This is a genomic window from Nocardia sp. NPDC051570 (assembly GCF_044454005.1).
Taxonomy (GTDB): Bacteria; Actinomycetota; Actinomycetes; order Mycobacteriales; family Mycobacteriaceae; genus Nocardia.
Genome location: NZ_JBITDI010000004.1, coordinates 199,434 through 224,028 on the forward strand (window position 1 = coordinate 199,434; position 24,595 = coordinate 224,028).

Sequence of the window (24,595 nt, forward strand, 5' to 3'; positions counted from 1 at the left end):
TCGGCCGTCACTCCGCGGCGGCGATGTCGATCGAAGTACCCGTGGTCAAGCGCCGGTACGGGGCCCCGGTGCCGGGACCGCTGTCGCCCAGCAGGCCGCCGACCATTGCGGTTCCGATGTCGTTGAGAGCGCCGTCATGGATGGCATATGCCCGTGCGGGGGCCACTTCGCGGACGTAGTCGATCAGTTGTCCGGTGGTGGACCAGGGACCGTGCACGGGCAGTAGCAGGGTGTCGACCGGGGTATCCGGGACGGTGAACGCATCTCCGGGATGGAACACGGTGTCGTCGACGAGGAAACCGATATTGCCTACCGGCGGGATATCGCGGTGGATGACCGCATGCCAGGTGCCGTAGACCTTCACCTCGAAACCGGCCGCGGTGAATGCCTCGCCCGCACCGACGACGGTCACCCGGTCGCCCAGACCGGTCAACCGCGCGGCGACAGCGGTGTTGGTCCAGATCCGCAGGGCGCGATTGCGTTCGGCGGCCCGGCGCAATGCCTCCTCGGAGAAATGGTCGAAGTGTTCGTGGGTGACCAGGACCGCATCGACATCGGCCAGGGCCTGCGGCTCGGTGAGCCCGCCGGGATCGACGACCAGGCGGCAATCGGGCTTGTCGATACGTACGCAGGCGTGGCCGAACTTGGCGAGTTGCATGCGGGTCTCCTCCAGCAGTCAATCTATACAGCTAGATTGTACAACTGAATTGTACAATTGGTATGCATGATTCGGGTAGAGTCGCGGCCATGGCAGACGACACCCTCGCCGAGGACCTGCGCCAAGCGATCGGGGAACTGGTTCGTACCGTGCGAACCGCCGACACCATGGCACCCGGCGAAGCGGCCATTCTCGGCCACCTCGACCGCAGCGGCCCCCACACCACCGCCGACCTCGCGCACCGTCGCAAGGTGACCCATCAGTCGGCGGCCAAGTCCGTCAAGGAACTCCTCGGCGCCGGCCTGATCCGCGCCGAGCCCCATCCCGACGACGGCCGAAAGGTTCTGCTGCACATCACAAGTACCGGCCGCGCTCACCTTCGACAGCTGCGCGCACAGCGCGCCGACTCCCTCGACACCGCCATCCACGACACCCTCGACACCGACGAACAGCGACGACTCCGCGATTGCGTTTCGCTACTGACACGCCTGACCGCACATATGACAGGGAAGTGAAATCACCGAGGCCACCACGAAAGCTCCCACCGCTGGCTGTGCGCGGGAGTAGAACAAGGGCATGGGAAGACAAACAGCGATCGTGCTCTACGTGCTCGCGCTGATAGTCGTCGTGGTCGGCGTGGACGTCTTGTTCTTCAGGAACCACTTCTGGGAGCGGCTGGCGGTGAACGTCGGCATCGTTCTGGTGTTCGGGGCGTTCTATTTCCGGTTCTTGAAAGGTTCGTGAGCGCGGCACTCGTCGATCAACGCCCGTTCCAGTACTCCTTCGGGAAACTCGCCAAGTAGCGGCAGGTGGCGATCAGGGCCTTTTCGATAGCGGATTCGGTTGGTGGCGGCGGACTTCCGGGAAGTACACCGAGCGAGGTGGGGAAGTATCGCGCCGACTGCTGCGCGCCGATCAGTCTGTCCAGATCGGCCAGTCTGCCCAATCCGATATCCGGGTTGGCGTTGGCTCGGACCATCGCGATCACCTGCCGGTAGGTGTCGGGAGTGACGATCCGAGGCTTCAATGCCTCGACGTAGAGGTTCGGTTGCGTATCGTCGGCCCGATGCCGCTGCACCGCGACGGCGAAGGCGATATCGATAATCCGATCGAATGTGACAGCGGCTTCGCCCGCGGTGATCCAATACATGCCATCGGTGAGCTCGGTGGTCGCCATGGCGGCCAGCGCCTCGGCGACCAGATCGGCAGGCACCAGATCGGCCCGCATACCCGGCTCCCTGGGCACGAACGGGATCAGACCCGCCATAGCCGCGCCGAGTATGTGGTGAAAGGCCTGTAACCGCGCGATGTGGCCGGTAACGGAGTCGCCGATGACCGTTGAGATTCTGGCAGTGGCCGCGGGCAGCCCGGACTCACGAACCAGGATTTCGCCTTGGCGCTTCGACGAGGCGTAGGCGCCGAGGGCGACCGTCTCGTCATCGGCATGCCTGACATAGGCCGACGATGCGTGGACCAGTCGGGCACGGGCATCAGATACGAACCGCAAAACCTTGCCGACACCAGCGACATTGAGCCCGTGCAGAGTCTTCGGTGCCGCCCCGAAGTTCACCGATGCGGCGCAGTGCACCACGACGTCGACGCGCGCCGCGAGGTCGCGATAGTCACGGGGATCGAGCCCGAGCCACGGCCGGGTGATATCGCCGCGCGCCGATTCGACCTCGACCGGCTTGTGATGGACCAGTGCGATGACCCGATGACCCTGTGCGTCGAGCACGCGAAGCAGCGCCGATCCCACGACGCCGGAGGCACCGGTCACCAGGATCGTCCGCGCGGTCATCGCATCCTCCGAAGCTGCTGTCCCGATTGCCGCGGTGCGAAAACCATACGAAACGCCGCCAAAACATCGGCGCCGGAACACAACTGGAGGTCGAATATCGGAAGCTCCGAGGGGCCGTCGACCGATCCCGCGTAACGGCTCTCGACGTCCACGGTGCCGGTGGTCGGCAGTGGATCGAACATCGCCAGGGAGTCCAGCCGATACGGGAAGAGAAATCCGCCGTCGTTTCGCCGCGGTAGTGCCGCGATGGTGTGCATCGCGGCATCGAGCAGTCCGTGGTGCAGTGTGCCGACCGGCACGCTGCCATGCTGACAGTCGAGAACTCCGGAAGTCCCGGATGCGTTGGCGCGCACCGTCTTCAGGTACTGCATTCGTGGTCCGTGGAACAACCTCCCGTCGACGTACGGGCTGGGTACCGGGCCGGCGTCCGCCAACGGTGCGAATCTGACCGGACGGGCCTGTTCACCGAAGACCACGTATCCGGTGGCAACCGGGGTATATCGCGACGTCCGCCAGACCGACAGGGTGACGAAAGGTTCGCTCGGCGACCCGCTGACCTCGGTCCGCAATCGGACCGGCTCGACGACGGTGATCCAGTCGCGGAAGGTGACATCGCGGAGTCCTGTGACGGCACAACCGGTTCGGGTCGCGGCAGCCCCGGCCAGGAGGTCGGCGGTTGCCGTGCCCGGCAGCACCGGGACCGTCCCACTCGGGCGGTGGTCGGCCAACCACGGGTGTTCGGCCGGGTCGAGTATCCGCTCGACGGCCGCCGGGCGAGACGACGGTGCGGCGAACAAGCGGCACAGATTCTCGTGGAAGTCCGCCTGGTTACGCAGGAATCGCTCGTGCAAGGCCGTGGTAGTGGCGTGTAGTTCCACCACCGCGTCGACGAATGCCGCGCGTGATCTGTCCGCGCCGGGATCGATCGGAGTCACGGTGTCCGAGACGATGTCGGCAGCGGATGCGGTCACCGGCGGCAGGCGTGGGGCGGCAGCCATCACCTCGAACGCCGGGCTTTCGTTCACCGCGGGATCGCTTCCGCGGCGGATCGCAGCCCCAGAATCGCCGGATCGGCGGCGACCAGGACTCGGGGATCGGTTGCCGCATAACCCAGTTCGGCGACAAAGGCCGACGCGCCGACCGCCGGTTCGATCAAGTCGATACCTGCCGCGAGCAGACTCTCCTTCAGCAACGGCGTGACCATGCCACGCTGCCACGGCCCCCACTGGATCGACCGCACCAGACAGTCGGGCCTGGCCGCCTGCTCGGTGGCCAGCACGTGGTCGAGGGTTTCGTTGCCCATCGCGTAGTCGCACTGGCCCGCATACCCGAAGCGCCCCGCAACCGAGGAGAACGCGCACAGCAACCGGAGTGGATCGGCACGGGTGGCCTCGAGCAGCACGCGCAGCCCGGTGACCTTCGTGCCGAAGCAGAGATCGAACTGCGCATCGGACTTGTCCGTGATCTGCTCCCCCGCGAGGATTCCGGCCCCGTGCACGACGCCCGTGATCGGACCCCATTCGGCGCGGATCCCGTCCAGCGCCGACGTCACACCCGCCCGGTCGCGCACATCCATCTCGACGTAGCGTGCGAGCGAGCCCGCCTCGTCGAGCGCGGCCAGGTTCGCGCGGATCTCTCGTGCGGCAAGCACTTCCCGCGCCCGTGCCCGGGCCTCGGTAAGCGCGATGCCCGGACCCCCGAGTGCCCGCAGCAGATCCTCCTCGGTGTGGATCTCCGCCAGCGCGGGTTCCACATCCAACCGTGTCCGTCCGATCAGGACGAACTTGGGTCGGTAGGTGCGCGCGAGTTCGTGGATCGCCGTCGCGGTGACGCCCCGGGCGCCACCGCTGACGACGACGACATCATTCGGCCCGATTTCGGCGTCTTCCGGTGGCAGTCCACGGATTTCGGTGAGATCGAGTATTCGGCGAGTGCCGTCGCCGTCGAGTCCGACATCGAGATCGGCACCGCCACACAGCAATTCGGTCGCGATCGCCTGTGCTGTAGCAACGGCATCGCGTCCTCGGCGTTCACAGTCGATCGCCTTCACCCGCACCGACGGCCACTCCGCGGCCGCGGTGCGCGCCACCGCGGCGATCCCGCCCAGCCAGGCCCGCACCGGATCGGTCACACACGGCCCGAACGAGCCGCCGGTGTCCTGCACTGTGACGAAAACCCTTCCGCTACCGGCGAACGCACGAGCGGTGTCGAACGCGCGGCGTGCCACCACGAGCGCTTCGTCGACCGTGGACACGTCGGCGAGGCCACCGAGGAACACCACCCCGGCGGCATCCGCGGGCACCGTCTCACTCACTCTCGCGGCGACTCCCCGCTCCGCGAGCGCTGCGGCCAAGTGAGCGGCAACTCCGTGACCGTCATCGGTGATGATCAGCACACCCGACTCCAGTCCCGCCATCGGCGCGCCGCCCGCCTGCGCGGGTACTGCCACGGTCTGCCACCGGCGCAAGGGCGGCCCTGCCGTCAGGGCAGCAGTCTTCGGCGCGGTGAGATCCCGTAGAGCCGTCGCTATATCGTCTACCGTCTGCACGGCACCCAGGTCGATCGACTCCGCACGCCGCTCCAGTGTCGGGAATCGCGAACGCAGCGCGACGCCGATCTGCGCGCGGGTGATGGAATCGAGCCCGAGGTCGGCCTCCAACTCCATATGCGGTGCGAGCATATCCACCGGATAGCCGGTCTTGTCCGCGATCACGGACAGCACCAAAGCTGTCATATCCTCCGCGGCAGCCGGATCGCGCACGGCGAGCTCGGATTCCGGTCCGAGCTCCGGCGCGACCGGTGGGTCGGCGCGGGCAGTCTCCGAACTGCGCACGGCGAGCTCGGATTCCGGTTCGAACTCCGACGCGACCGGTGAGTCCACGAGGGCGGTCTCGGAACTGCGCAGGACGGCGTCCGGTGACGCGGCGGTACCCATCAGTGCGGCAAGCGCTTTCTCCGCGGTCGCCAGATACGCGGCGTGCGCCTGCGCGGTCTGGCGCTGCACCTCGAGCAGCGATTCCACCATGCCTTGGTCCGCTGTGAACCGCGCGGTCCGGATCGGCCCCGGCAGTGGCCGGATCGTCCCCGCCGACCGGGAACCGCGGTCGGTGGGATTCGGCACCGGCAATCCGACTGTGTCATCCGGGGGTGGATACGGGCGACCGTAGTTGCCGCCGTTGATCGCCACGCCCATCCCCGGTTCGCGAGGGCGGCTGGGCCGGTGCCCGTCCCATAACGCGTCGCAGGTGATCGGCACGCCGAGTGCCGCCAGCTGAGCGAGTGCGCTGAAAAGGCTGGTGATTCCGTTGCGGTCCTTACGGTCCACCGCGATTCGATGATGCGGCCGTTCGGTCAGGATGGCGCCGACCAGGCCCGTCAGCACCGAGCCGGGCCCGACCTCGATGAACGTGCGAACACCGTCGTCGTACATGGTGGAGATCATCGTGGTGAACCGCACCCGGTCGGTCACATGGTCGACCAGCGACCGGCGTATCAGGTCCGGTTCGATCGGCGCGCACGCACCGTCGACGTTGCGATACACGTCCAGCAGCGGTGCCCGAATCCGCATGTGGCGCACGAAATCACGCATCGGGGCAGCCACCGAGGCCATGCGAGGGCTGTGGAAGGCGCCGAGAGTCGCCATCCGAGTGGTCGGCACCTCGCCACCCAGCTCGATCTCGAACTTGGCGACAGCTTCCGTTGATCCGGCGAGCACGACCTGGGTAGGACCGTTGTCGTTGGCGATCCACAGATCGTGGACGCCGCGTTCCTCGATCAGCCTGGCCACATCGGCATAGGCCATGCCGACCGCCAGCATCGCACCGCCGTCGGAGTCGGCGTCGCGCATCAGCTCGCCGCGTCGAAATGCCAACCGCAGCAGGCTCTCCGCGTCGAAGGCTCCCGCGGCATGTAAAGCGGTCAGCTCACCGAGGCTGTGCCCGCCCACACAGTCCGGGCGGATACCGAACGTCTCGAGCACCGCGAGCAACGCGAGACTCGTCGCGGCCAGCGCCGGTTGGGCCGATTCGGTCGCAGCCAGCCGCATTCGCTGACCGGCACGCTCCGCATCGCCGAACACAGGGCGCGGAAATACGACCGCGGCCAATTCCGGTCCGGCCAGCCGGTCCCACACCTCCTGTGCGACCGGCAGGTGCATGGCCACGTCCGCGCCCATGCCGGGGTACTGGGAGCCCTGGCCGGGGAACAGGAATGCGATCCGGCCGTAATCATGCCTACCCACCGCGTAATGGGTCCCCGCGGGAGTCGAGAAGTCCGAATCAGGTTGTGCGCGTATCTGTCTCATCGCCTCATCGAGTCGATCGGCCAGCTCGCCGGGTCCTGCGCACATCGCGAGCCGGACCGTATCGACCGCCCTGAACTGTTGCTGGGCGCGGAGAAGCGAGTCGGCCGACGGCGGCCGATCCAGCTCCTCGGCGAGCCGCGAGCAACGGGCGAGGAGCTCCTTCGGGGAATCGGCGGACACCAACAGCAGCTCGGTCGGGCGGGACAGCGATCGTGGACCCCGAATCGCCTGTGCCCCAGAGCTTTTGCCGGGTACATACTCCTCGAGTGTGACGTGATAGTTGGTGCCGCCGAAGCCGAAGCTCGACACCGAGGCGCGCCGGGGATGCTCGACACCGTGCACCCAGGGCCGGGCGACGGTGTTCAGGTAGAACGGGCCCGAGTCCAGTCCCAGCGCCGGATCGGGTTCCCCGATCTTGATCGTCGGCGGCAACACGCGATGATGCAGGGCGAGTGCGGCTTTGAGTACGCCCGCGGCGCCTGCCGCGGTCTTGGTATGACCGATCTGCGATTTGACCGATCCGAGCGCACACCACTGCCGCGCGCCCGGTGCCGCCTCGCCGAATACTGCCCGCAGCGCCGCGACCTCGGCTTTGTCCCCCGCCGCGGTTCCGGTGCCATGAGCCTCGATCAGCCCGACCGTTTCCGGCCCGTACCCCGCGCTGGCATACGCCCGGCGCAATGCCCGCTCCTGGCCACTGGCCAGTGGGCTGTAGATGGAGGTGCCCCGGCCGTCCGAGGACGACCCGACTCCGGTGATCACCGCATAGATCTGGTCCCCCTCGCGTTCGGCGTCGGAGAGTCGTTTCAATGCGAACATCGCCAACCCTTCGCCGAGAACGATGCCGTCCGCGTCGACGGAGAACGGTCGGCAGTCTCCCGTCGGCGACAACGCCGGAGTCTTGCTGAACGACACGAACATGAACGGATCATTGAGCGTATCCACGCCCCCGGTGATCACCAGATCCGCTCGGCCCATGGCGAGTTCATCGATCGAGGCGGATATCGCGGCCAGCGAACTCGCGCACGCGGCGTCTACCGTACAGTTCGCACCGTGTAGATCGAAGGTGTTGGCGATCCTGCCCGCGACCACATTCGCGAGGACGCCCGGGAGACTCGCCTCCTGAAACCCCACCGAATGGCCGGCGACGGCGTCGCAGATCGCCCGCACCTCGTCCTCCGCTATACCGCGCTCGCGCAAGACTTTCCGTAGGACGGGCCGATTCATCCGGGCACCGAGTTCGCCGCCCAGCTTCAGCATCCCGCTACCCAGCACCACCGAGACGCGCTCGTGGTCGATTCGGCCCTCGCCTCTTCCCGCGTCGCTGAGTACTCGGTCGGCCACCGTGAGTGCGAGCAGTTGTGAGGAATCGGTCGACGACAGATTCTTCGGCGGCAGACCGTACCGCAGCGGATCGAAGGCGATATCGGGAAGAAAGCCGCCGCGTGTGCAATACGTCTTGTCGGGCGCCTCGGGATCGGGGTCGTAGTAATCCTCGATGAGCCATCGGTCGGCGGGCACATCGGTGATCAGGTCGCGGCCCTCGATGACATTGCGCCAGAACGTATCGACATCGGGAGCGCCGGGCATGATCGCGCCGAGGCCGACGATCGCAATCGGCGGCGTGCGCCGCGGGTCGGTGGTCATGGCTCCTCCGGAATTACGATGACAGCCGCAAGCGGCGTGGAACGTACTCGCATGCCGTATCCGGCAGCGCAATACCGAAACTGCGCAACTGGTGCGCCCGGGTCAGCACGGCCGCACCCTCCATCAGATTCAGTGCGATCTGCACGACACCGCGCTCCGCGGGATCGGCGAGGAAAGAGCCCGTCGTCCACCGGTTGAAACTGCCCGCGGCCGGACCGCACCACAACTGATAGTCCGCGACCCGATCGGGCGCGCCGGATACGGCCCACCGCACCGACTGGGACATGTACCAGCGGAATACCAGCTCCATCCTGAGCTTCGGATCGGAGTGTGCGCGGTCCGCGGTCACCGGATCACGATGGCGCCAATGTGTTTGCGTTTCTCGCCACACCTGATCCAGGGACACACCGAAGACCTCGCCTTCCAGGCGTGCGCGCTCACCGTCGGGAATATCGTCCAGCGAATGGTGCGCGCGATACGCGCGATACAGCTGCGCGGCGCGCACCGAGAACAGTGTGCCGCGGCGCAACACCTGTGTCCGGACACCTTTCTCGAACATGCCCGGCGACGGCGCCATCGCGACGTCCGAGATATCCGCCCCGGCCAGCATCGCCTTGGCCCGATCGGACACACCGGCCTCGACAGACATCTGATTCACCGAACCCGTGAGTACATAGGCCGCCCCCAGGGCGAACGCCGCCGCGACCGCGGCCGGGTCACCGAGGCCGCCCGCCGCGCCGATCCTGATCGAACGTGCCGCCCCATTCCCATTGCCGGAGCGCCACAATGCCTTCCGGGCCGCCAAGACAGCCGGCAGTACCGCCAGCAACGGCTGATTGTCGGTATGTCCGGCGCTGTCCGCCTCGACGGTGATGTCCTCCGCCACCGGCACCCGGGCCGCGAGCGCCGCCTCCTGCTCGGTGAGCAGGCCACGCTCGACCAGCACCCGGACCAGCGCGGCAGGCGGCGGGGACATGAACCGCTCGGCGACGTCGGGCCGAGACACCTTGGCGAACAGGGCAATCGGACGCACGATCGCGCCGGTTCGATCCTGCCGCAGTCCCGATACGGCGCACCGGACAACCGCGGCGGTCACATCGGAGAAGGCGGACAACGAGATACAGGGCACTCGCCGAGCCAGCAGCATATCGGCGACCCGGTCTTCGTCGGGAACACCGCGGGGGGTGTGAATCAGATTCACACCCCAATTCCGCCTGCCGCCGAGCACCCGGGACAACTCTCCCAGCGCGCGGTCGAGCGCCACGACGTCGACCCCGCCGGCCCCGAAGAAACCGAGCATTCCCGCGCGGGCCATCGCGATGACCAGCCGGGTGGTCGAGATGCCGAACGCCATTTCACCTGCGACATAGGGGAATCGGACGCCGTGGGTTTCGCCGAACGACCGATCCCCCAGCCATTCGGGAAACATCTCCGGCAGAATGCCGATACTCGTGTATCCAGCACCGAGTCCGGCAGGATCACTCTCTCCGGCCACCACACCTCGCAACCCATCGGTGTCGCGCTCGATCAAGTGAAGACGTTGCCGGACGTCAGCCGCCAGACCAGCCAACCGTTCGCCCGCGAAAACCGGTGTGGCAGAATTGGATCGATCGACCGAAGTCCGCACCGAGGTATCGCCTGGGAAACTCAATACTTCCCCAGCAGCCAATTCCCGTTCGAATCGGATGATGAGCTGGTGAGAAACTCGGTGTACGCCACGACATACTGATCCATCGTCAGATAGCCCCTCTTCCAGAAGTCGAGTTTGTCGAACGATTCCGCCGTCTCGGTATCGCTCAAGCGCATGACTTCCCGCCCGACGAGCATATGTTCCGCCTCGCTGATTCGGCCGTCGCCGTCGGTATCGGCAATGCCGAACAAGAGATTGCAAGTCAACCCGACGAACTGGATGAACTTGGCCGGATCGGTTGCCTGCGGGGTCAGGAGCGACCCGATGAACTCCTGCTCGGTCACGCGCCGGTCGTTATCCCCATCGGCGCCCGACTCGAACTCGTCCCAAATCATCTTCAGCGTATTCTTCATCTCGGCGATCTTGGCCGCATCCCGCTGACCGGCGACCGTCGCCACACGCCCGCCGAACTCCTCGAAATCATCCAGCGACACAACGCCATCACCATTCGAATCCAAAATCTCGAACAGCTTCGCCAACTTCCGGTTGCGCAGATCACCAAGCGTTTCAGTCATCGTCCAACCCCTTGGATTTCGCCCACCGCGAACGGAACAACCAGACGCGATGTTCATGGTCGATTACCAGCCCCGCACACCACACCCAGAGGCGACGAGCGGAACCAGCGGATGCGTCGATGAGTCCACCGCATCCCAGTCTACGTCACCCCGTACGGCGAAACCCTCACTACGACAGACTATTTCGCGCATACGAATCCAGCCATGAATCCGCGCCGGCCCGGTACACTCTCACCGACAATCACCCTGATCGCAGAACCGACGACCAAATCCACCAGATCCGCACGGCGATAAACCAAGTGGTCCGCGATTCCTACGGGGACACCTGATGTGCACCCCTGGCACGCGATGCGATCGTTACGCCTCGATCGTCGTTCACGAGCACCTGATCGAGATCATCGGACGCTGAGCGGAACCTGGGCTGCGCGCGGTCGGCCGCCACGCACCAGCCGGGCACTTCCTGGCGCGGGACATCACCACGCATCGTGGACGCCACCGCGCGCAAGAAACTTAGATTCGCGAATGATGCTGAGACAAATAGAAACGGCCCCGGAACCAATAGTTCCGGGGCCGTTTTCCCTAGTAGCGGGGACAGGATTTGAACCTGCGACCTCTGGGTTATGAGCCCAGCGAGCTACCGAGCTGCTCCACCCCGCGTCGGTGAACACAACATTACACACGGGTTCGGGGGAATACCAAATCGGCTGCTCAGTCCCGGTTTTCGGGTTCGCGGGAGGGGTTCAGGGATGATCATGAAGGCGGGGTGAACCCAGAGTTGCAGGGGGGTTTGTGACGAGAGTCACCTTTAGTGCGGGCTAAGGGACCGGGGCAGTCGGGTCGGCGGGCAGGGCGGCCGCGCGCGGGGCGCGACACGCCACCCGCGGGGGTGGGCGGGTACGTCGGCGCTGGTCACGTGGGCGCGGAGCCGGAAATCCGCGCGATACATGCGCGCGTCGCCAGCGCAAGTGGCATAAAACGTGATACATATCACTATCCCGGAGTGATATAGAACACATCACGGGTGCATAACAGACCGTTCGGATTATCGAAATTCAGCATAGCCAACCTGCATCAACGCGGTTTCGGCAGTTATTCGTTTCATGCAATTCTCTCTGTTATCAAGACGTGATCTGTTGAGATTGATTCGTTATGGTCTGTCTCGGCCCGGATCAAACCGTGATGGGCATCCGATCCGAACTGCTGCACTCCGGCGACCCTGTCCCGCGGTTCGGATAACCCCGACCTCCTGGGGACAGGGTCACGACGGGAAACCGGACGTTGGAACCGGACCTTTCGAGGTCAGGGCCACGACGGGAGGCTCGCTTCGGCGAGACGCCGGCGTGTCGGTGGGCGCAGGGAGGGAAACCACCATGAACCAGAACCGGAAGTTCAGCAGTCGCACCCTCGGCCTCGTCGCCGTCACCGGTGCTCTTGTTGCCGTCCCGTTCGCCTTGTCCAGCACCGCCTCCGCCGCCGCCCACGACTGGGATGGCGTCGCTCAATGCGAGAGCGGCGGTGACTGGCACATCAACACCGGTAACGGCTACGAGGGTGGTCTGCAGTTCACGCAGAGCACCTGGCGCGCCAACGGTGGCAGCGGCAGCCCCGCCAACGCGAGCAAGGAGGAGCAGATCCGCGTCGCGGAGAACGTGCTCAACACCCAGGGCGCCGGCGCCTGGCCGGTATGCGGTCGATACCTGCGCTGGGGTGCGTCTTCCGACGATGTCGCGGACTCCCAGCCCGCGCCCGCCCCCGAGCCCGTCCAGGCCGCCCCGGCTCCGGCTCCCACCGACCGGCAGGCTCTGATCGACCAGGCCAAGGCCACCGCCGACCAGGTCGCCAAGCAGTTCGGCTTCGGCGATCAGTTCCAGCAGCTGGTGCAGCAGAACAGCGGCATCATCGACTCGCTGGGCCGGTAGTAGCTCCCGCGCAGGACGACATATCAGGCGCGGAACCGAACGGCGCTGCCATCGTGAAAGATGGCAGCGCCGTTCGTGTTCGGAAGGCTATCCGCCCGCCTTGTTGTAATCGTCGATCGCCTTCTGCAGGTTCTCCAGCGCCTTACCCAGCTGACCGAGATCACCGGAGTGCTGCGCGTCCTGCACGCTCTTCAGCGCATCGTTGAGCGATCTGACCGCCGCGTCCCGACCGGACGATCCGGCCGGGGGCGGGAGCACCGGCGGCGGGACGTTCCCCGGATTCGCCGGTGGCGGATTCGTACTGTTCTGGCCCGGCGGATTGATCGCCGCCTGACCCGGCTGCTGGGTCGCCGAACTGCCGAGCCCGTCCCAGACATCGTTCAGCGCGTCGCCGAGGGTGGGCTGATAGCCGACCTTGTCGCCGTAGCTGGCCAATACGCGCACCAGCTGCGGGAACGATGCGGTGTTCGGTCCGGCGTTGCGTTCCAGGTACCAGGGTTCGACATAGAGGATGCCGCCCTGTCCGATCGGCAGCGTCAGCAGATTCCCATATTTGATCTTGTTTGTATTGCCACCGGTCAATGTCGTGCGCTCGTTGGAGACTCGCGCATCGGTGGTCATCGATGTCTGCACCTGCTGTGGACCCGGTGTCTGCGAATCCGTCGGCAGCTGTAGCACCGTGAACTTGCCGTAGTTGTCCGGATCCGAGCCGACCGAGATATAGGCCGCCAGGAACTGGCGCTTGTAGCCGACCATCGCGCTGGTCAGCTTGAACGACGCCTTACCGGTCTTCGGATCGCCGATCAGCACGTAGTACGGCGGCTGATTGGCGTTGGTCGGCGTATCCGAGGTCGGATCGCTGGGCACCGACCAGAAGGCGTTGTTGGTGAAGAACTCTCGCGAATCGTTGACGTGGTACTTGGCCAGCATCTCCCGCTGCACCTTGAACAGATCCTCGGGATAGCGGAAGTGCGCCCGCAGCTCCGGGGTGATCGCGCTCTGCGGCTTGACCGCATTCGGGAACACGCCCTCCCACGCCTTGAGCACCGGATCGGACGGATCCGCCTCGTAGAGGGTCACGGTGCCGTCATAGGCGTCGACGGTCGCCTTGACCGAGTTGCGGATGTAGCTGACCTCCTTGCGCGGCAGCATCCGGTTGGTGTTCTGGTCGATGCTGTCGGCGACCAGGCCGTCCAGCGAGCTGTGCTGGGCGTAGGGGTAGTTGTCGAGCGTGGTGTAGGCGTCCACGATCCACTGGATCCTGCCGTTCACCACCGCCGGATAGACATTGCCGTCGGCGGTCAGCCACGGCGCCACCTGCTGCACCCGGTCGCGCGGATTGCGATTGAAGATGAGCTTGGAATCCGAGCCGATCGCACCGGAGAACAGGATGTTGCGCTCGGCGTACTTGGCGGCGAAGGCGAGCCGGTTGAACCAGTTGCCGATCGACACGCCACCCTTGCCGTTGTAGGTGAACTGATCGGTGGGCGTGTCGTATTCGCGCGCGGGCTGGCTGTTGCCGCCGACGATCGCGTAGTCGGCATCGGATTTGGAGATCATCTCGCCGAAGTAGATGCGCGGCTGATCAACCTTGATGGCCTGCTTATCCTTCGGCGTGAACAGATCGCTGACGGTCTGCTGATCACCGATGTTGAAGACCGGATAGCCGTAACCGCCCGCCGAATTGCTGTTGGCCGCAGCGCCGGACGCCGAGGCGGCCTTATCGGTCTCCTTGGGCGGCGCGACGTTGACGCGGTTGGCCGGGGAGGCGACGAAGCCGTCGCCGTGGGTGTAGACGGTGTGCTTGTTGATCCAGTTGGTCTGGTTACCGGACAGGTTCTGCGGCACGAGCTCGCGCGCGGCGACGATGTAGTCCTGGGTCTCGCCGTTGACCAAGTAGCGGTCGATGTCCAGCGGATCGGGGAAGCCGTAGAAGTTCTGCAGCTGCTGACGCTGGATGAACGTCTGGGTCAGCAGATTCGGATCCAGCAGCCGCAGATTGCGGATGGTCTGCTGATCGGCCGGGGAGAGATCGGCGGCGTTACCGCCGGCATTGCCGCCCTTGTAATCGATGTACTGGACATCGGTGAGCCCGTACGCCTTCCGGGTGGCCTCCATATTGCGCTCGATATAGGCCGACTCCTTGGTCGCCGCGTTCGGGCGCACCTCGAACTGCTCGACGATCAGCGGCCACACCGCGCCCACCAGAATCGACGACAGCACCAGCAGCGCCGCCGCCATCGCCGGAACCCGCAGATCCCGCAGCACGATTCCGGCGAAGAAGGCGATCGCGCAGATGATCGCGATCGACATCAGGATCAGCTTGGCGGGCAGCACCGCATTGATATCGGTATAGGAACCGCCGGTGAAGGTCGGCTCCTCACGCGTGCTCGACAGCAGTGAATACCGATCGAACCAGTACGCGATCGCCTTGAGCAGGACGAACAGTCCCGCGATCACGGCGAGCTGGATGCGGGCCGGGCGGGTCAGATTGCCCTCGCGGCCCGACAGCCGCAGCCCACCGAAGATGTAGTGCGCCACCAGATTCGCGAAGAAGGCGATGACCACGGCGACGAACAGCCAATTCAGCAGCATCTTGTAGAACGGCAGATCGAAGGCGTAGAAGCCGACGTCCAGATGGAACTGCGGATCCTTGATATTGAAGGAGCCGCCGTGCAGGAACAGCTGCACCGTCACCCAGCTCGATTGCGCCACCAGACCCGACAGCACGCCGACCAGCGCCGGAATTCCGATCCCGAACAGCCGCAGCCGCCCCATGACCGTGGTCCGATAGCGCGCGATCGGATCGTTGGGCCCGGAGACCGGGATGAACACCGGCCGCGAGCGATAGGCCGCCAGCAGCGACAGCCAGATCAGGGCGCCGACCACCACGGCCACCACCAGGAACAGCAGGATCCGGGTGAACAACACGGTGGCGTAGACGCGGCGGAAGCCGACCTCCCCGAACCACAGCCAATTGGTGTACGCGTCGGTCAGCCTGGGCCCGATCAGCAGCAGTGCCGCGATGACAAGGGCCGTCACCAGCAGCACTCGGCTGCGGCGGGACAGCGAAGGTAAGCCTGTCGGGGGGCGCATGCCCACGGTGCCACACTCCCAATTCGAATTGCGGATGATCCCTGCGGACCGTTCGCGCCCCACTTTACGTAAACGGGAACGGCGGGGACCGCACTGGCCGGTTCGCGTCATCTCCTAGACTCTGCGCGCGTGACTCTGGACAACCCCGCCTCCGCCCTCTACCGCTGCATTCGTGATGTGGCGGAGTTCGCCGACGCGGAGGGGTGGGATCGCCCGCCGCAGATGTTCGCCCTGGTTCCGACCGTGGATCTGGTGGCGGCCGAGCCGACCCTGCAGGACGAACTCGACGATGGCGCCGAACTGACTCCGATTGCACAGGAACCGTTTCCGGAGGACATCGGCGGCGGCTCGCCGGCGCTCGACGAATTCCTGGCCACCACCAGCTGGCCCCCCGCGGTGCGGGGCTGCGTACTGGTTCAGCAGATCGTGGTGCTGCCGCCCGATGCCGAGCAGACCCTCGACGACGCCATCGCCCCGCTACTGGCCGACCGCGACGCCGCCGATGCCGCGGCCCGCGACGCCGCCGTCACCCATCCGGGCCGGCGCGACGCACGGCTGTACGCGGGCGTATTGCGAGACGGTGTCTCGTTGTGCCTGTTGCAGATCCGCCCCGACGAGGATGAGGCCGACCCCTTCGGCGGTATCGACCTGCGCACCGCGCCCAACCTCGCCCCCAACCTGGTCGAGGCGCTGCGCAACACCCTCGAGAACGAGCCCGACCAGTAGCTCCGGCTAACCGCAGGTAGGGGTGTCCTTGCCTGCGGTGATGGCCTCCAGGGAGTGCACCGCGGTGGTCAGGGTGTCGATCTTGACCAGCTTCAGGCCCGCCGGGGTGCGCTCCTTGGCCTCGTTGCAGTTGTCGGCGGGGACCAGGAAGGTCTCGGCGCCGGCCTCGCGCGCGGCGATCATCTTGTATTGGATGCCGCCGATCGGGCCGACCTTGCCGTCGGGGTCGATGGTGCCGGTGCCCGCGATGAATCTGCCGCCGTTGAGATTTCCGCTCGACAGCTTGTCGATCAGGGCCAGGCTGAACATCAGGCCCGCGGACGGGCCGCCGATATCGGCCAGATTGAAGGTCACCTTGATCGGGCCGACCGGGATCTCCTGCGGCGTCACGCCGAGATAGCCCTTGGTCGCATCCTCCGGGCGCGCACCGAGTTTCACCTGGACGGTCTGCTCGGCGCCGTCGCGCCGGATAACGAACGGCACGACCTCGTCGGGCTTATCGGCCTGCACCGAGGCGATGAAGTCGGAGGATGTGGTGACGGGTTTACCTGCCACCGAGACGAGTTCGTCGCCGGCGCGCAGCTGATCCTTGGCCGGTCCGTCGGGAGTGACTGTGCGCAGTTTCACCGTCGTGGGGTACTTCAGATAGTGCAGCGCCGCCAGCTCAGCGTTGTCCTCGGAGTCCTTGAAGTCCTGTTGATTGGACTTGTCGACCTGTTCACGCGGCACTCCGGGCGGGTACACCTCCGAGCGCGGCCGCAGCCCATAGTTCCCGTCGGCCCACAACCCGAACGCCTCGAAGATATTCAGCCCGTCGCGAACGGACACCGTCGTCATGTTGAGGTTGCCGGAGGTCGGATCCACCGGTGCGCCCTGGACGTCGACGACCTGTTTACCCTCGACCTCACCGAGCGTATTGAACGTCGGACCAGGGCCGAGTGCGACGAATGGGACCGTCACGGCACTGCCCACGACACCGAGCACGAGCACCGGGACGAGGGCGGCCAACAGAGTCATGATCCGGCGGTTCACCCGGCCAACAGTAGCGGTTGCTGCGGTGGCACCCGCGTAAGGTTTGGGGTATGAGCGACGTGCCCTTCGGATTCTCGAACCGCGACGACGATGACGACCGCAACAAGCGGGACGATCCGTCCGGTTCGGGTGCGAACAACCCGTTCGGGTTCCCGATCGGCGGGTCGGGCGCGGGATTCGATCCGTCCCAACTCGGGCAGATGCTGACGTCGCTGGGCCAGATGTTCAGCAGTATGGGCCAGCCCGGCTCGCAGTCGGGCCCGGTGAACTACGACATCGCCAAGCGGCTGGCCCGCCAGCAGCTCGGTTCGACCGTCACCCCGCTCACCTCGGGCGCGCAGCGCGCGGTCACCGACGCCGCGCATCTGGCCGAACTATGGCTCGACGCGGCGACCACGCTGCCCGCGGGCGCGACGAAGACGGTGGCCTGGACGGCCAACGACTGGATCGAGGAGACGCTGCCCACCTGGAAGCGGCTGTGCGATCCGGTCGCCGAACAGGTTTCGGGCATGTGGACGACCACGCTGCCGGACGAGGCCAAGGACTTCGCAGCCCCGATGATCGGCATGCTGGGCCAGATGGGCGGCCTGGCCTTCGGCTCACAGCTGGGCCAGGCCCTGGGCCAGCTGGCCCAGGAGGTGCTGACCTCCACCGATATCGGCCTGCCGCTGGGCCCGGCCGGGACCGCGGCGCTGCTGCCCGCGGCGATCACCGAATTCAGCAAGGGCCTGGAACGGCCCGAGAGCGAGATCCTGGTGTATCTGGCCGCGCGCGAGGCCGCCCACCAGCGTCTGTTCGGGCATGTGCCGTGGCTGCGCCACCAGGTGCTGGGCGCGGTCGAGGACTACGCCCGCGGCATCCGCATGGACTTCTCCGCGATCGAGCAGGCCGCGCAGAACATCGATCCGATGTCGCTGACCGATCCGTCCAAGCTCGAGGAACTGCTGTCGCAGGGCACCTTCGAGCCCCAGACCACACCGGAACAGAAGGCCGCGCTGGAACGCCTCGAGACCCTGCTCGCACTGATCGAGGGCTGGGTCGAGGTCGTGGTGACCGATGCCGTCGGCGACCGGCTGCCCGGAGCGGGCGCGCTGGCCGAGACGCTGCGCCGCCGCCGCGCGACCGGCGGTCCGGCCGAACAGACCTTCGCGACGCTGGTCGGCCTGGAACTGCGCCCGCGCAAGCTGCGCGAGGCGGCCACGCTGTGGCGTCGCCTCACCACCGATGCCGGGCTCGAGGCCCGCGACGCGGTGTGGGCGCATCCGGATCTGCTGCCCAGCTCCGAGGATCTGGATAATCCGGCGGGCTTCATCGACGGCGTGATCGGGGGCGGCACAGCCGTTTTCGACGATCCGCTGGCGCAGCTGGCCGAGACCGAGGCTCGCGAGCGGCGCGAGCGCGAGGGCCGCACGGGCGATGAGCCCGGCGACGAGGGCAGCGCACAGGCCTGATCCTCGCGGGTAAGCGGTATGTGTCGCCGCGGGCTTCGCGACCGTGGAAGCGTGCTGATACTGGGCTGCGCAGCGTATCGAGCTGAATCCCGTGGACGGCACGCGCATTCGGGCGCAGATCTCGTTCACCGGCGACCCGGACCAACCGGTCTGGATTACCAGAAGTTCATGGCGCGTGATTCGTCCGGATTGTCGCGCATTGCTGGTAGTTTCGGTCAGGGTTCGAACGGGGACGAAAGTTTGTTTCCCTCATCGGATTTCGGGTTCTGAACACTGTGGACGAAACTGGGGATTCTCTTCGGCGCGCGTTCGGAGGCGTCGCGCAGGCGGTCCGGAAGGCGGTCCCGAGCGGGGCCCGGACAACCCCATGTCCTCATGAGATGCCCTGTGGATGAGCACATTTCCTGTGGATAACCAGGCCTTTCGGCGGCGGTGAGGCAGGGCGCGGGCGCAATACTTGCCCGCATGACCACATTTCGCCCCTGCGGGCCGATGTTGCATCCACGCCTGGCGGTGCTGCGGCGCCCGTCGGGAGAGGTGCAGTTGGGTTGGGATCCCGAACGCGCGATGGTGCTGCGGCCACCGGGCGCGAGTCCCGATGCCGTACTGGGTTTTCTGCGCCTGCTCGACGGCGAGCGCAGCCATCCGCAGATCGTCTGGCAGGCGGGCCGGGTCGGCATCCCCGCCACCGAGGCACTGGCTTTGCTCGCGGCGCTGGACCGGGCGGGGCTGCTGCTGTCACCCTGGCCCCGGGCCACCCGGGTGCGGGCGGTGCATGTGCACGGGCGCGGACCGCTGTCGGAGGCGATCGCGACGGGCGCGCGCACGCTGGGCCTGCGGCCCACCCGCTCCCGTGATCCCGATCCGGCGGCCAAGGCCGCGGCCCGGTCGTCGGATCTGGTAATCCTCGCCGACGCTCAGGTGCCCGAACCACATCTGGTGAACGATCTGGTGCTGCAACGAATCCCGCATCTGCAGGTCCGCATCCGGGACGGACGCGGCATCGTCGGCCCGCTGGTGCTGCCCGGCGGCACCAGCTGTCTGCGCTGCGCCGATCTGCTGCGCCGCGATCGCGACGCCGATTGGCCGCATCTGGCGGGTCAGCTGCTCGGCCGGGTCGGCCACGCCTCCCCCGCGACCGTGGCCGCGACGACCGCCCTGGTCCTGCGCGACCTCGAACTCATCCTCGCCGGCGATACCGCCCGCCCGCCCGAGACGCTCGACACCACCTTGGAATTGGATCCGGATACCCATCGCATCGACCGCCGCCACTGGACCGCGCACGCCGCCTGCGCCTGCCGCACGCTGTGTCAGGACGCCGAGGACCCGGCCACCGAGAACAAGGCGCCGCAGGAGTGTGACCGATGACACTCCCATCCGCGACGGTCTGGTTCACCCGATTCTCATGGCGCACCGCGCGGTACGTCCGCCATGATGGGTACGTGTCCGACATTGTGCGCCGCAGCTCGTCCCGTAATGCCAAGCTGGCCAAGATCCCGCTGGGCATCGCCGGCCGTGCCGCCGTGGGATTCGGCCGCAAACTCGCCGGGGGCGATAAGAACGAGATCAACGCCCAGCTGAACCAGAAGGCGGCCGAGCAGCTGTTCACCGTGCTGGGTGAACTCAAGGGCGGCGCAATGAAATTCGGGCAGGCGCTATCAGTCATGGAGGCCGCGGTGCCCGAACAGTTCGGCGAGCACTACCGCGAGGCGCTGACCAAACTGCAGGCCGCCGCGCCGCCGATGCCTGCGGCGACCGTGCACCGGGTACTCGATCAGCAGCTCGGCACGGGCTGGCGGCAGCGGTTTCTGGAATTCGACGACACCCCCGCCGCCTCGGCCAGCATCGGCCAGGTGCACCGGGCGATCTGGTCGGATGGGCGCGCGGTCGCGGTAAAGGTGCAGTATCCGGGCGCGGACGAGGCGTTGCGCGCGGATTTGAAGACGCTGAACCGGGTGTCCGGCCTGGTCGCGAACCTGCTGCAGGCCGCCGATGTGAAGCCGGTGCTGGCCGAGATCACCGAGCGCATGGAGGAGGAACTCGACTACCGCATCGAGGCGAGCAATCAGCGCGCCTTCGCCAAGGGCTACGACGGGCATCCGCGCTTCGTGGTCCCGAAGGTGGTGGCCAGCGCGCCCAAGGTGATCGTGACCGAATGGGTCGACGCCACCCCGGTCTCGGCGATCATCACCCAGGGCAACGCCGATCCCGACGGCACCCGCGAGCTGCGCGACCGGACGGCCGAGCGGATGGCCGAATTCCACTTCTCCGCACCGGAGATGGCCGGGCTGCTGCACGGCGATCCGCATCCGGGCAACTTCATGATGCTGTCCGACGGCCGACTCGCGGTCATCGACTACGGCGCGTGCGCACCGCTGCCCGACGGCTTCCCGCCGATCCTCGGCCGGATGGTGGCGCTGGCGGTCGAGGATCGGTACGAGGAACTGACCGTCCTGATGTACGACAACGGTTTCGTCCTGCCGGGCAAATCCATCACGCATCGGGAGATCGCCGATTTCCTGCGGCCGTTCGCCGATCCCATCCGCACCGAGACGTTCCACTTCACCCGCAAGTGGATGCAGCGCGTGGCGGGTAAGGCCACCGATATCGGCAGCCCGGAGATGAAGACCTCATGGTCGCTGCAGCTGCCGCCCGAACACGCCATGGTGTTCCGAGTACTGATGGGTTCCCTCGGCATCTGCGCCCAGCTCGACGCCGAGGTCCCGTTCATGCGGCTGATGCACGACTGGGTACCCGGCTACGCCGAATACCGAAGCGCCAGTTGAGTTCTCGCCATAGCGGCGGTGTCGGCATCGCCCGTGTGCGGACTCCGGGCGATCACAGCGACTCCAGCCACGGGATCTCCTGTGCCGTATAGCGATAGGCACGGAAGATCGCGTTCGACAGGCTCGGGAACACCTCGGCGGTGCCGGGATCCGGGTAGGTGGTGAACGAGGGGACCACGTATTCCCAGCAGATGCGGCCCTGGGCCGTCACCTCGAAGATGCGGCCGAAGGCGGCCTCGGTGATCAGGGTGTTGCCATTGGGCAGCCGCTGCGCGCCGCCCATGAACGGGGTGAAGAAGGCCTCGCGTGGCGAGTCCTGGTAGACCCAGCCGAGTTCTCCTGTGCGCATATCGATTTCGACGATGCGGCTGAAAGTGACCGATTCGCCGGTACGGAAGGTGCCGTTGTCGAAGACGAGGATCCGGTTGTCGCCCAGCGGCGTCGCATGGTGTTGCTGGGCCACGACGGTCCGATCCGCCAGGGTCGAATACGCACCGGTGCGCCGATCGATCGTGATCACCGCCGAGACGCTGCGCAGGCTGGCCACCACCGTGTGCTCGTCGAGCGGGTGGACGCTGTTGATCAGCGGCCAGTGCTCGCGCCAATAGTGTGGCTGCAGACCGAATTCGGCGGGATCGAGATGGTCGACGGCCCGCCATTCCCACAGCCGCGTGCCGTCGGCGGCCACCTCGCGGATGACATCGGCCCAGACGACACCGTCGGCCTCGGTATCGGGCACGCCGCCCTCGATGCGGCGCGCGGCCGCGCCGGTCAGCGGCTCCACCGCGGTGTAGAGGATGCGGCCGTCGTCGTAGTGGTGCGCGTCGTGATGCTGGTAGTCGTCGCGAAACTCGGTGAGCGGCACGCCGTTCGGATCGTAGGTGGCCATCGAACCACCGCTGTACTTGCGCCACATGGCGAAAGGGGCCTCGATCGCCAGCGTCGCGCCGTTGTAGGCCAGCCGCCCGTCGGGGAGCAGCCGGGCATGGCGGCCGGGGCGATACGGCAGGGTCCAGCGGTGCGCGAGATCGCCCCTCGGGTCGACCAGGTCCACGATGCCGTTCCCGGCCAGCGGCGCGTAGAGCGTGTATCCCGGCCACGACAGTTCCGAATCCAGCCCGATCAGTCCCGTTCCGCGGCGTTTCAGCGTGTTCTGTTCCACTGTCTCTCCTGAAAATCCAGTTTTACTGAATATTCAGTACTGCACGGGATCGTTGAATACTTGCGATCATCGTGAGGTAAAAACTGGGCTACGTCGGTGCAGCACCGACAATGAGGCGAAACGTCGAGAGGTGAATCTGTGCACGCGGACAAGGTGGTCACCGACGAGGCACGCCGACTCAGCCTGGCCGATGTCGTGCACAATCGGCGGCTCGCGGCACGACTGACGCTCGCCCAGCTGGCCGAGCGCACGGATCTGTCCCCCTCGTTCCTGAGCCAATTCGAGAACGGCCGGACCAACACCAGTCTGCGCTCGCTGCAACGCATCGCCGACGCCCTGGGCACCACCGCCACCGAACTACTGGGCGCCGCCGACCCCACCCCCGACGAACCGGTGGTCCGCGCGGGTGCCGATCCCGTTCTCGCCCAAGCGGAGCCGGGCGACGACGGTTCGGTCCGCGCCCTGATCCACGGCCGCCGCGACCTGCGTGCCCTGGAGTTCACCGGCGGCACCGGCCGAGGCGGGCGCGAATTCACCCATGAGAACGATGAATTGATCTACGTGGTCCGCGGCACGATCACCCTGATCGCCGACGGCACGGAAATCGAACTGTCCACCGGCGATACGTACTACTGCACGGCCGGGGTCCGGCATCGCTGGTGGGCCCACACCCACGACACCGTGACCCTGCTGCTGGCCGTCGCCGACGGCCTGATCGTGCGCCACCCACCCCACCGCCGCCGCTGAGGCCCGGGGCTCCGGTCATTCGCCGGGCGGCGCGCAGGCCGTCCAGCGCCACGCGAGGCCGTCCCGCCGCCACCGGCGCCCGGGTGAGAACTCCTGCCGGACAACGGCTCACCGCCGGGGCACCCGCCGCCCGACGCCGCCGAGGACATACCGCAGCGACGCGGAGATCCACGTCGCTCCGGTACGCCCTCGACCGGAAATGCGGACGAGCCCCGCATCTCGACAGAGATGCGGGGCCCGATTACCTTCCCGATCGTGTGCGGTGACCATTTACGCCACTGTCACCTTGCGCGGGCGGCCGCGAGGCCGCTTGCGGGCGATGACCGCACCCTGATCGAAGATCTCCCCACCCCAAACCCCCCAGGGCTCGGCACGATCCAGCGCGGCCGCCAAGCAGCCCTTGCGGATCGGGCAGGACGCGCACAGCGTCTTGGCCTCCTCCAACTGGGTGGGGCTCTCGGCGAACCAGAGGTCGGGGTCACCGACCCGGCAGGGCAGGGTGAGCGCGACTCCGCGGGTGCGGGAGGTCGAGGCCACGGTCGAATGGCATGTCGCGCGAGTAACTGTCGCGGTGGACACGTCTAGCTCCTTCAGCTCGTGCAGCGGTTGGTTGTCGCGAAACCGGTGCCGGTGGCTGAGAGCCGATAAAACTGTGGCCACGGTTTCGCTTCGTGCGATCCGTGGCCAGAAGGCTTGGGGAGATGATCCCTACCTGAGTCGGTGTCGACTCCTGATCACGGTCGCTGGGTGTGCGTCGCGGAGATGTGCTGCCTGGCGGTCAGCCGTCGGGCTGACGACTGCCTGATTGGCGCCGGTAAATGCCTGGGCATAGATCGGGTGCCAGCTCCGCATGGACTTATCCGTCGTGTGGGCGTACTTCGGCGCTTTGTGTTCGGTGCCGAAGATGCCGACGGCGGACAGACCGGTCCCCTGCATGGCGAGGACCCCCCGGGAAGCAGGCACACACGAAACGGTCGACGCCGCAACGCCGATCGGTGCGATCTTGATAATCACGTTCACCGGTGCCTCCTTCCGTACTCGTATCCGTTGGTTACTGTGCGCGCC

Annotated in this window: 19 protein-coding genes and 1 tRNA gene; 8 read left to right on the forward strand and 12 right to left on the reverse strand. The window is 66.5% G+C overall.

Going from position 1 to position 24,595, the window contains the following annotated elements; genetic code table 11:
• Nucleotides 1-7: 7 nt before the first annotated feature.
• Nucleotides 8-658: an MBL fold metallo-hydrolase gene (locus ACIA76_RS11120; protein ID WP_397151083.1), complete on the reverse strand. Its 651-nt coding sequence runs from the start codon at nucleotides 656-658 to the stop codon at nucleotides 8-10.
• Nucleotides 659-747: 89 nt separating this feature from the next.
• Between ACIA76_RS11120 and ACIA76_RS11125 the strand changes: the two genes are divergently transcribed.
• Together ACIA76_RS11125 and ACIA76_RS11130 are read left to right on the forward strand one after the other, a co-directional pair.
• Complete coding sequence (locus tag ACIA76_RS11125) at nucleotides 748-1,173, forward strand: MarR family winged helix-turn-helix transcriptional regulator (RefSeq protein ID WP_397151085.1); 426 nt, start codon at nucleotides 748-750, stop codon at nucleotides 1,171-1,173.
• 61 nt (nucleotides 1,174-1,234) lie between these two features.
• Nucleotides 1,235-1,402, forward strand: a complete 168-nt coding sequence (locus ACIA76_RS11130; RefSeq protein WP_397151087.1) for a hypothetical protein — start codon at nucleotides 1,235-1,237, stop codon at nucleotides 1,400-1,402.
• 16 nt (nucleotides 1,403-1,418) lie between these two features.
• Here ACIA76_RS11130 and ACIA76_RS11135 read toward each other — a convergent pair whose 3' ends face one another.
• The 6 genes from ACIA76_RS11135 to ACIA76_RS11160 form a co-directional block, all read right to left on the reverse strand.
• A complete protein-coding gene (locus tag ACIA76_RS11135; protein ID WP_397151089.1) occupies nucleotides 1,419-2,456 on the reverse strand; it encodes an SDR family oxidoreductase in 1,038 nt (345 codons plus the stop codon).
• Nucleotides 2,453-3,481: a hypothetical protein gene (locus ACIA76_RS11140; protein ID WP_397151091.1), complete on the reverse strand. Its 1,029-nt coding sequence runs from the start codon at nucleotides 3,479-3,481 to the stop codon at nucleotides 2,453-2,455. The genes ACIA76_RS11135 and ACIA76_RS11140 overlap by 4 nt, the downstream gene beginning before the upstream one ends.
• Nucleotides 3,478-8,406 (reverse strand): SDR family NAD(P)-dependent oxidoreductase, encoded by a 4,929-nt coding sequence (locus ACIA76_RS11145; protein ID WP_397151093.1) that lies wholly within the window; start codon nucleotides 8,404-8,406, stop codon nucleotides 3,478-3,480. The genes ACIA76_RS11140 and ACIA76_RS11145 overlap by 4 nt, the downstream gene beginning before the upstream one ends.
• Before the next feature lie 13 nt (nucleotides 8,407-8,419).
• Nucleotides 8,420-9,937 carry a PfaD family polyunsaturated fatty acid/polyketide biosynthesis protein gene (locus tag ACIA76_RS11150; RefSeq protein ID WP_397151095.1) on the reverse strand — a complete coding sequence of 506 codons (1,518 nt, stop codon included), beginning with the start codon at nucleotides 9,935-9,937 and terminating at the stop codon, nucleotides 8,420-8,422.
• A 116-nt stretch (nucleotides 9,938-10,053) separates the two neighbouring features.
• Nucleotides 10,054-10,611, reverse strand: a complete 558-nt coding sequence (locus ACIA76_RS11155; RefSeq protein ID WP_397151097.1) for an EF-hand domain-containing protein — start codon at nucleotides 10,609-10,611, stop codon at nucleotides 10,054-10,056.
• Between the two features lie 583 nt (nucleotides 10,612-11,194).
• Nucleotides 11,195-11,268: transfer RNA gene (locus tag ACIA76_RS11160), tRNA-Met, on the reverse strand.
• Nucleotides 11,269-11,981: 713 nt separating this feature from the next.
• On the opposite strand from ACIA76_RS11160, the gene ACIA76_RS11165 reads away from it, so the two are divergent.
• Complete coding sequence (locus tag ACIA76_RS11165; RefSeq protein ID WP_397151099.1) at nucleotides 11,982-12,530, forward strand: transglycosylase family protein; 549 nt, start codon at nucleotides 11,982-11,984, stop codon at nucleotides 12,528-12,530.
• Nucleotides 12,531-12,617: 87 nt separating this feature from the next.
• On the opposite strand, the gene ACIA76_RS11170 is transcribed toward ACIA76_RS11165, so the two are convergent.
• Nucleotides 12,618-15,632, reverse strand: coding sequence for a UPF0182 family protein (locus ACIA76_RS11170; protein ID WP_397151101.1), 3,015 nt, complete (start codon nucleotides 15,630-15,632; stop codon nucleotides 12,618-12,620).
• A gap of 123 nt (nucleotides 15,633-15,755) precedes the next feature.
• On the opposite strand from ACIA76_RS11170, the gene ACIA76_RS11175 reads away from it, so the two are divergent.
• Nucleotides 15,756-16,352 (forward strand): PPA1309 family protein, encoded by a 597-nt coding sequence (locus ACIA76_RS11175; RefSeq protein WP_397151103.1) that lies wholly within the window; start codon nucleotides 15,756-15,758, stop codon nucleotides 16,350-16,352.
• A 6-nt stretch (nucleotides 16,353-16,358) separates the two neighbouring features.
• Here the strand turns inward: ACIA76_RS11175 and ACIA76_RS11180 are convergent, their stop codons facing one another.
• Complete coding sequence (locus ACIA76_RS11180; protein WP_397151105.1) at nucleotides 16,359-17,384, reverse strand: PDZ domain-containing protein; 1,026 nt, start codon at nucleotides 17,382-17,384, stop codon at nucleotides 16,359-16,361.
• Nucleotides 17,385-17,434: 50 nt separating this feature from the next.
• Between ACIA76_RS11180 and ACIA76_RS11185 the strand changes: the two genes are divergently transcribed.
• From ACIA76_RS11185 to ACIA76_RS11195, 3 genes are all read left to right on the forward strand, one after another.
• The gene (locus tag ACIA76_RS11185; protein WP_397151108.1) at nucleotides 17,435-18,835 is read left to right on the forward strand and encodes a zinc-dependent metalloprotease; all 1,401 of its coding nucleotides are present in this window, start codon (nucleotides 17,435-17,437) and stop codon (nucleotides 18,833-18,835) included.
• Nucleotides 18,836-19,300: 465 nt separating this feature from the next.
• Nucleotides 19,301-20,203: a hypothetical protein gene (locus tag ACIA76_RS11190; protein ID WP_397151110.1), complete on the forward strand. Its 903-nt coding sequence runs from the start codon at nucleotides 19,301-19,303 to the stop codon at nucleotides 20,201-20,203.
• Between the two features lie 74 nt (nucleotides 20,204-20,277).
• Nucleotides 20,278-21,621, forward strand: coding sequence for an ABC1 kinase family protein (locus ACIA76_RS11195; protein ID WP_397151918.1), 1,344 nt, complete (start codon nucleotides 20,278-20,280; stop codon nucleotides 21,619-21,621).
• 52 nt (nucleotides 21,622-21,673) lie between these two features.
• Here the strand turns inward: ACIA76_RS11195 and ACIA76_RS11200 are convergent, their stop codons facing one another.
• Nucleotides 21,674-22,783: an aryl-sulfate sulfotransferase gene (locus tag ACIA76_RS11200; RefSeq protein WP_397151112.1), complete on the reverse strand. Its 1,110-nt coding sequence runs from the start codon at nucleotides 22,781-22,783 to the stop codon at nucleotides 21,674-21,676.
• A 138-nt stretch (nucleotides 22,784-22,921) separates the two neighbouring features.
• Between ACIA76_RS11200 and ACIA76_RS11205 the strand changes: the two genes are divergently transcribed.
• On the forward strand, nucleotides 22,922-23,530 hold the full coding sequence (locus tag ACIA76_RS11205; protein ID WP_397151114.1) for a helix-turn-helix domain-containing protein: 609 nt from the start codon (nucleotides 22,922-22,924) through the stop codon (nucleotides 23,528-23,530).
• A gap of 270 nt (nucleotides 23,531-23,800) precedes the next feature.
• Here the strand turns inward: ACIA76_RS11205 and ACIA76_RS11210 are convergent, their stop codons facing one another.
• Together ACIA76_RS11210 and ACIA76_RS11215 are read right to left on the reverse strand one after the other, a co-directional pair.
• Nucleotides 23,801-24,067: a WhiB family transcriptional regulator gene (locus ACIA76_RS11210; protein WP_397151920.1), complete on the reverse strand. Its 267-nt coding sequence runs from the start codon at nucleotides 24,065-24,067 to the stop codon at nucleotides 23,801-23,803.
• A gap of 171 nt (nucleotides 24,068-24,238) precedes the next feature.
• Nucleotides 24,239-24,550, reverse strand: coding sequence for a hypothetical protein (locus ACIA76_RS11215; protein WP_397151116.1), 312 nt, complete (start codon nucleotides 24,548-24,550; stop codon nucleotides 24,239-24,241).
• Between the last annotated feature and the right edge of the window lie 45 nt (nucleotides 24,551-24,595).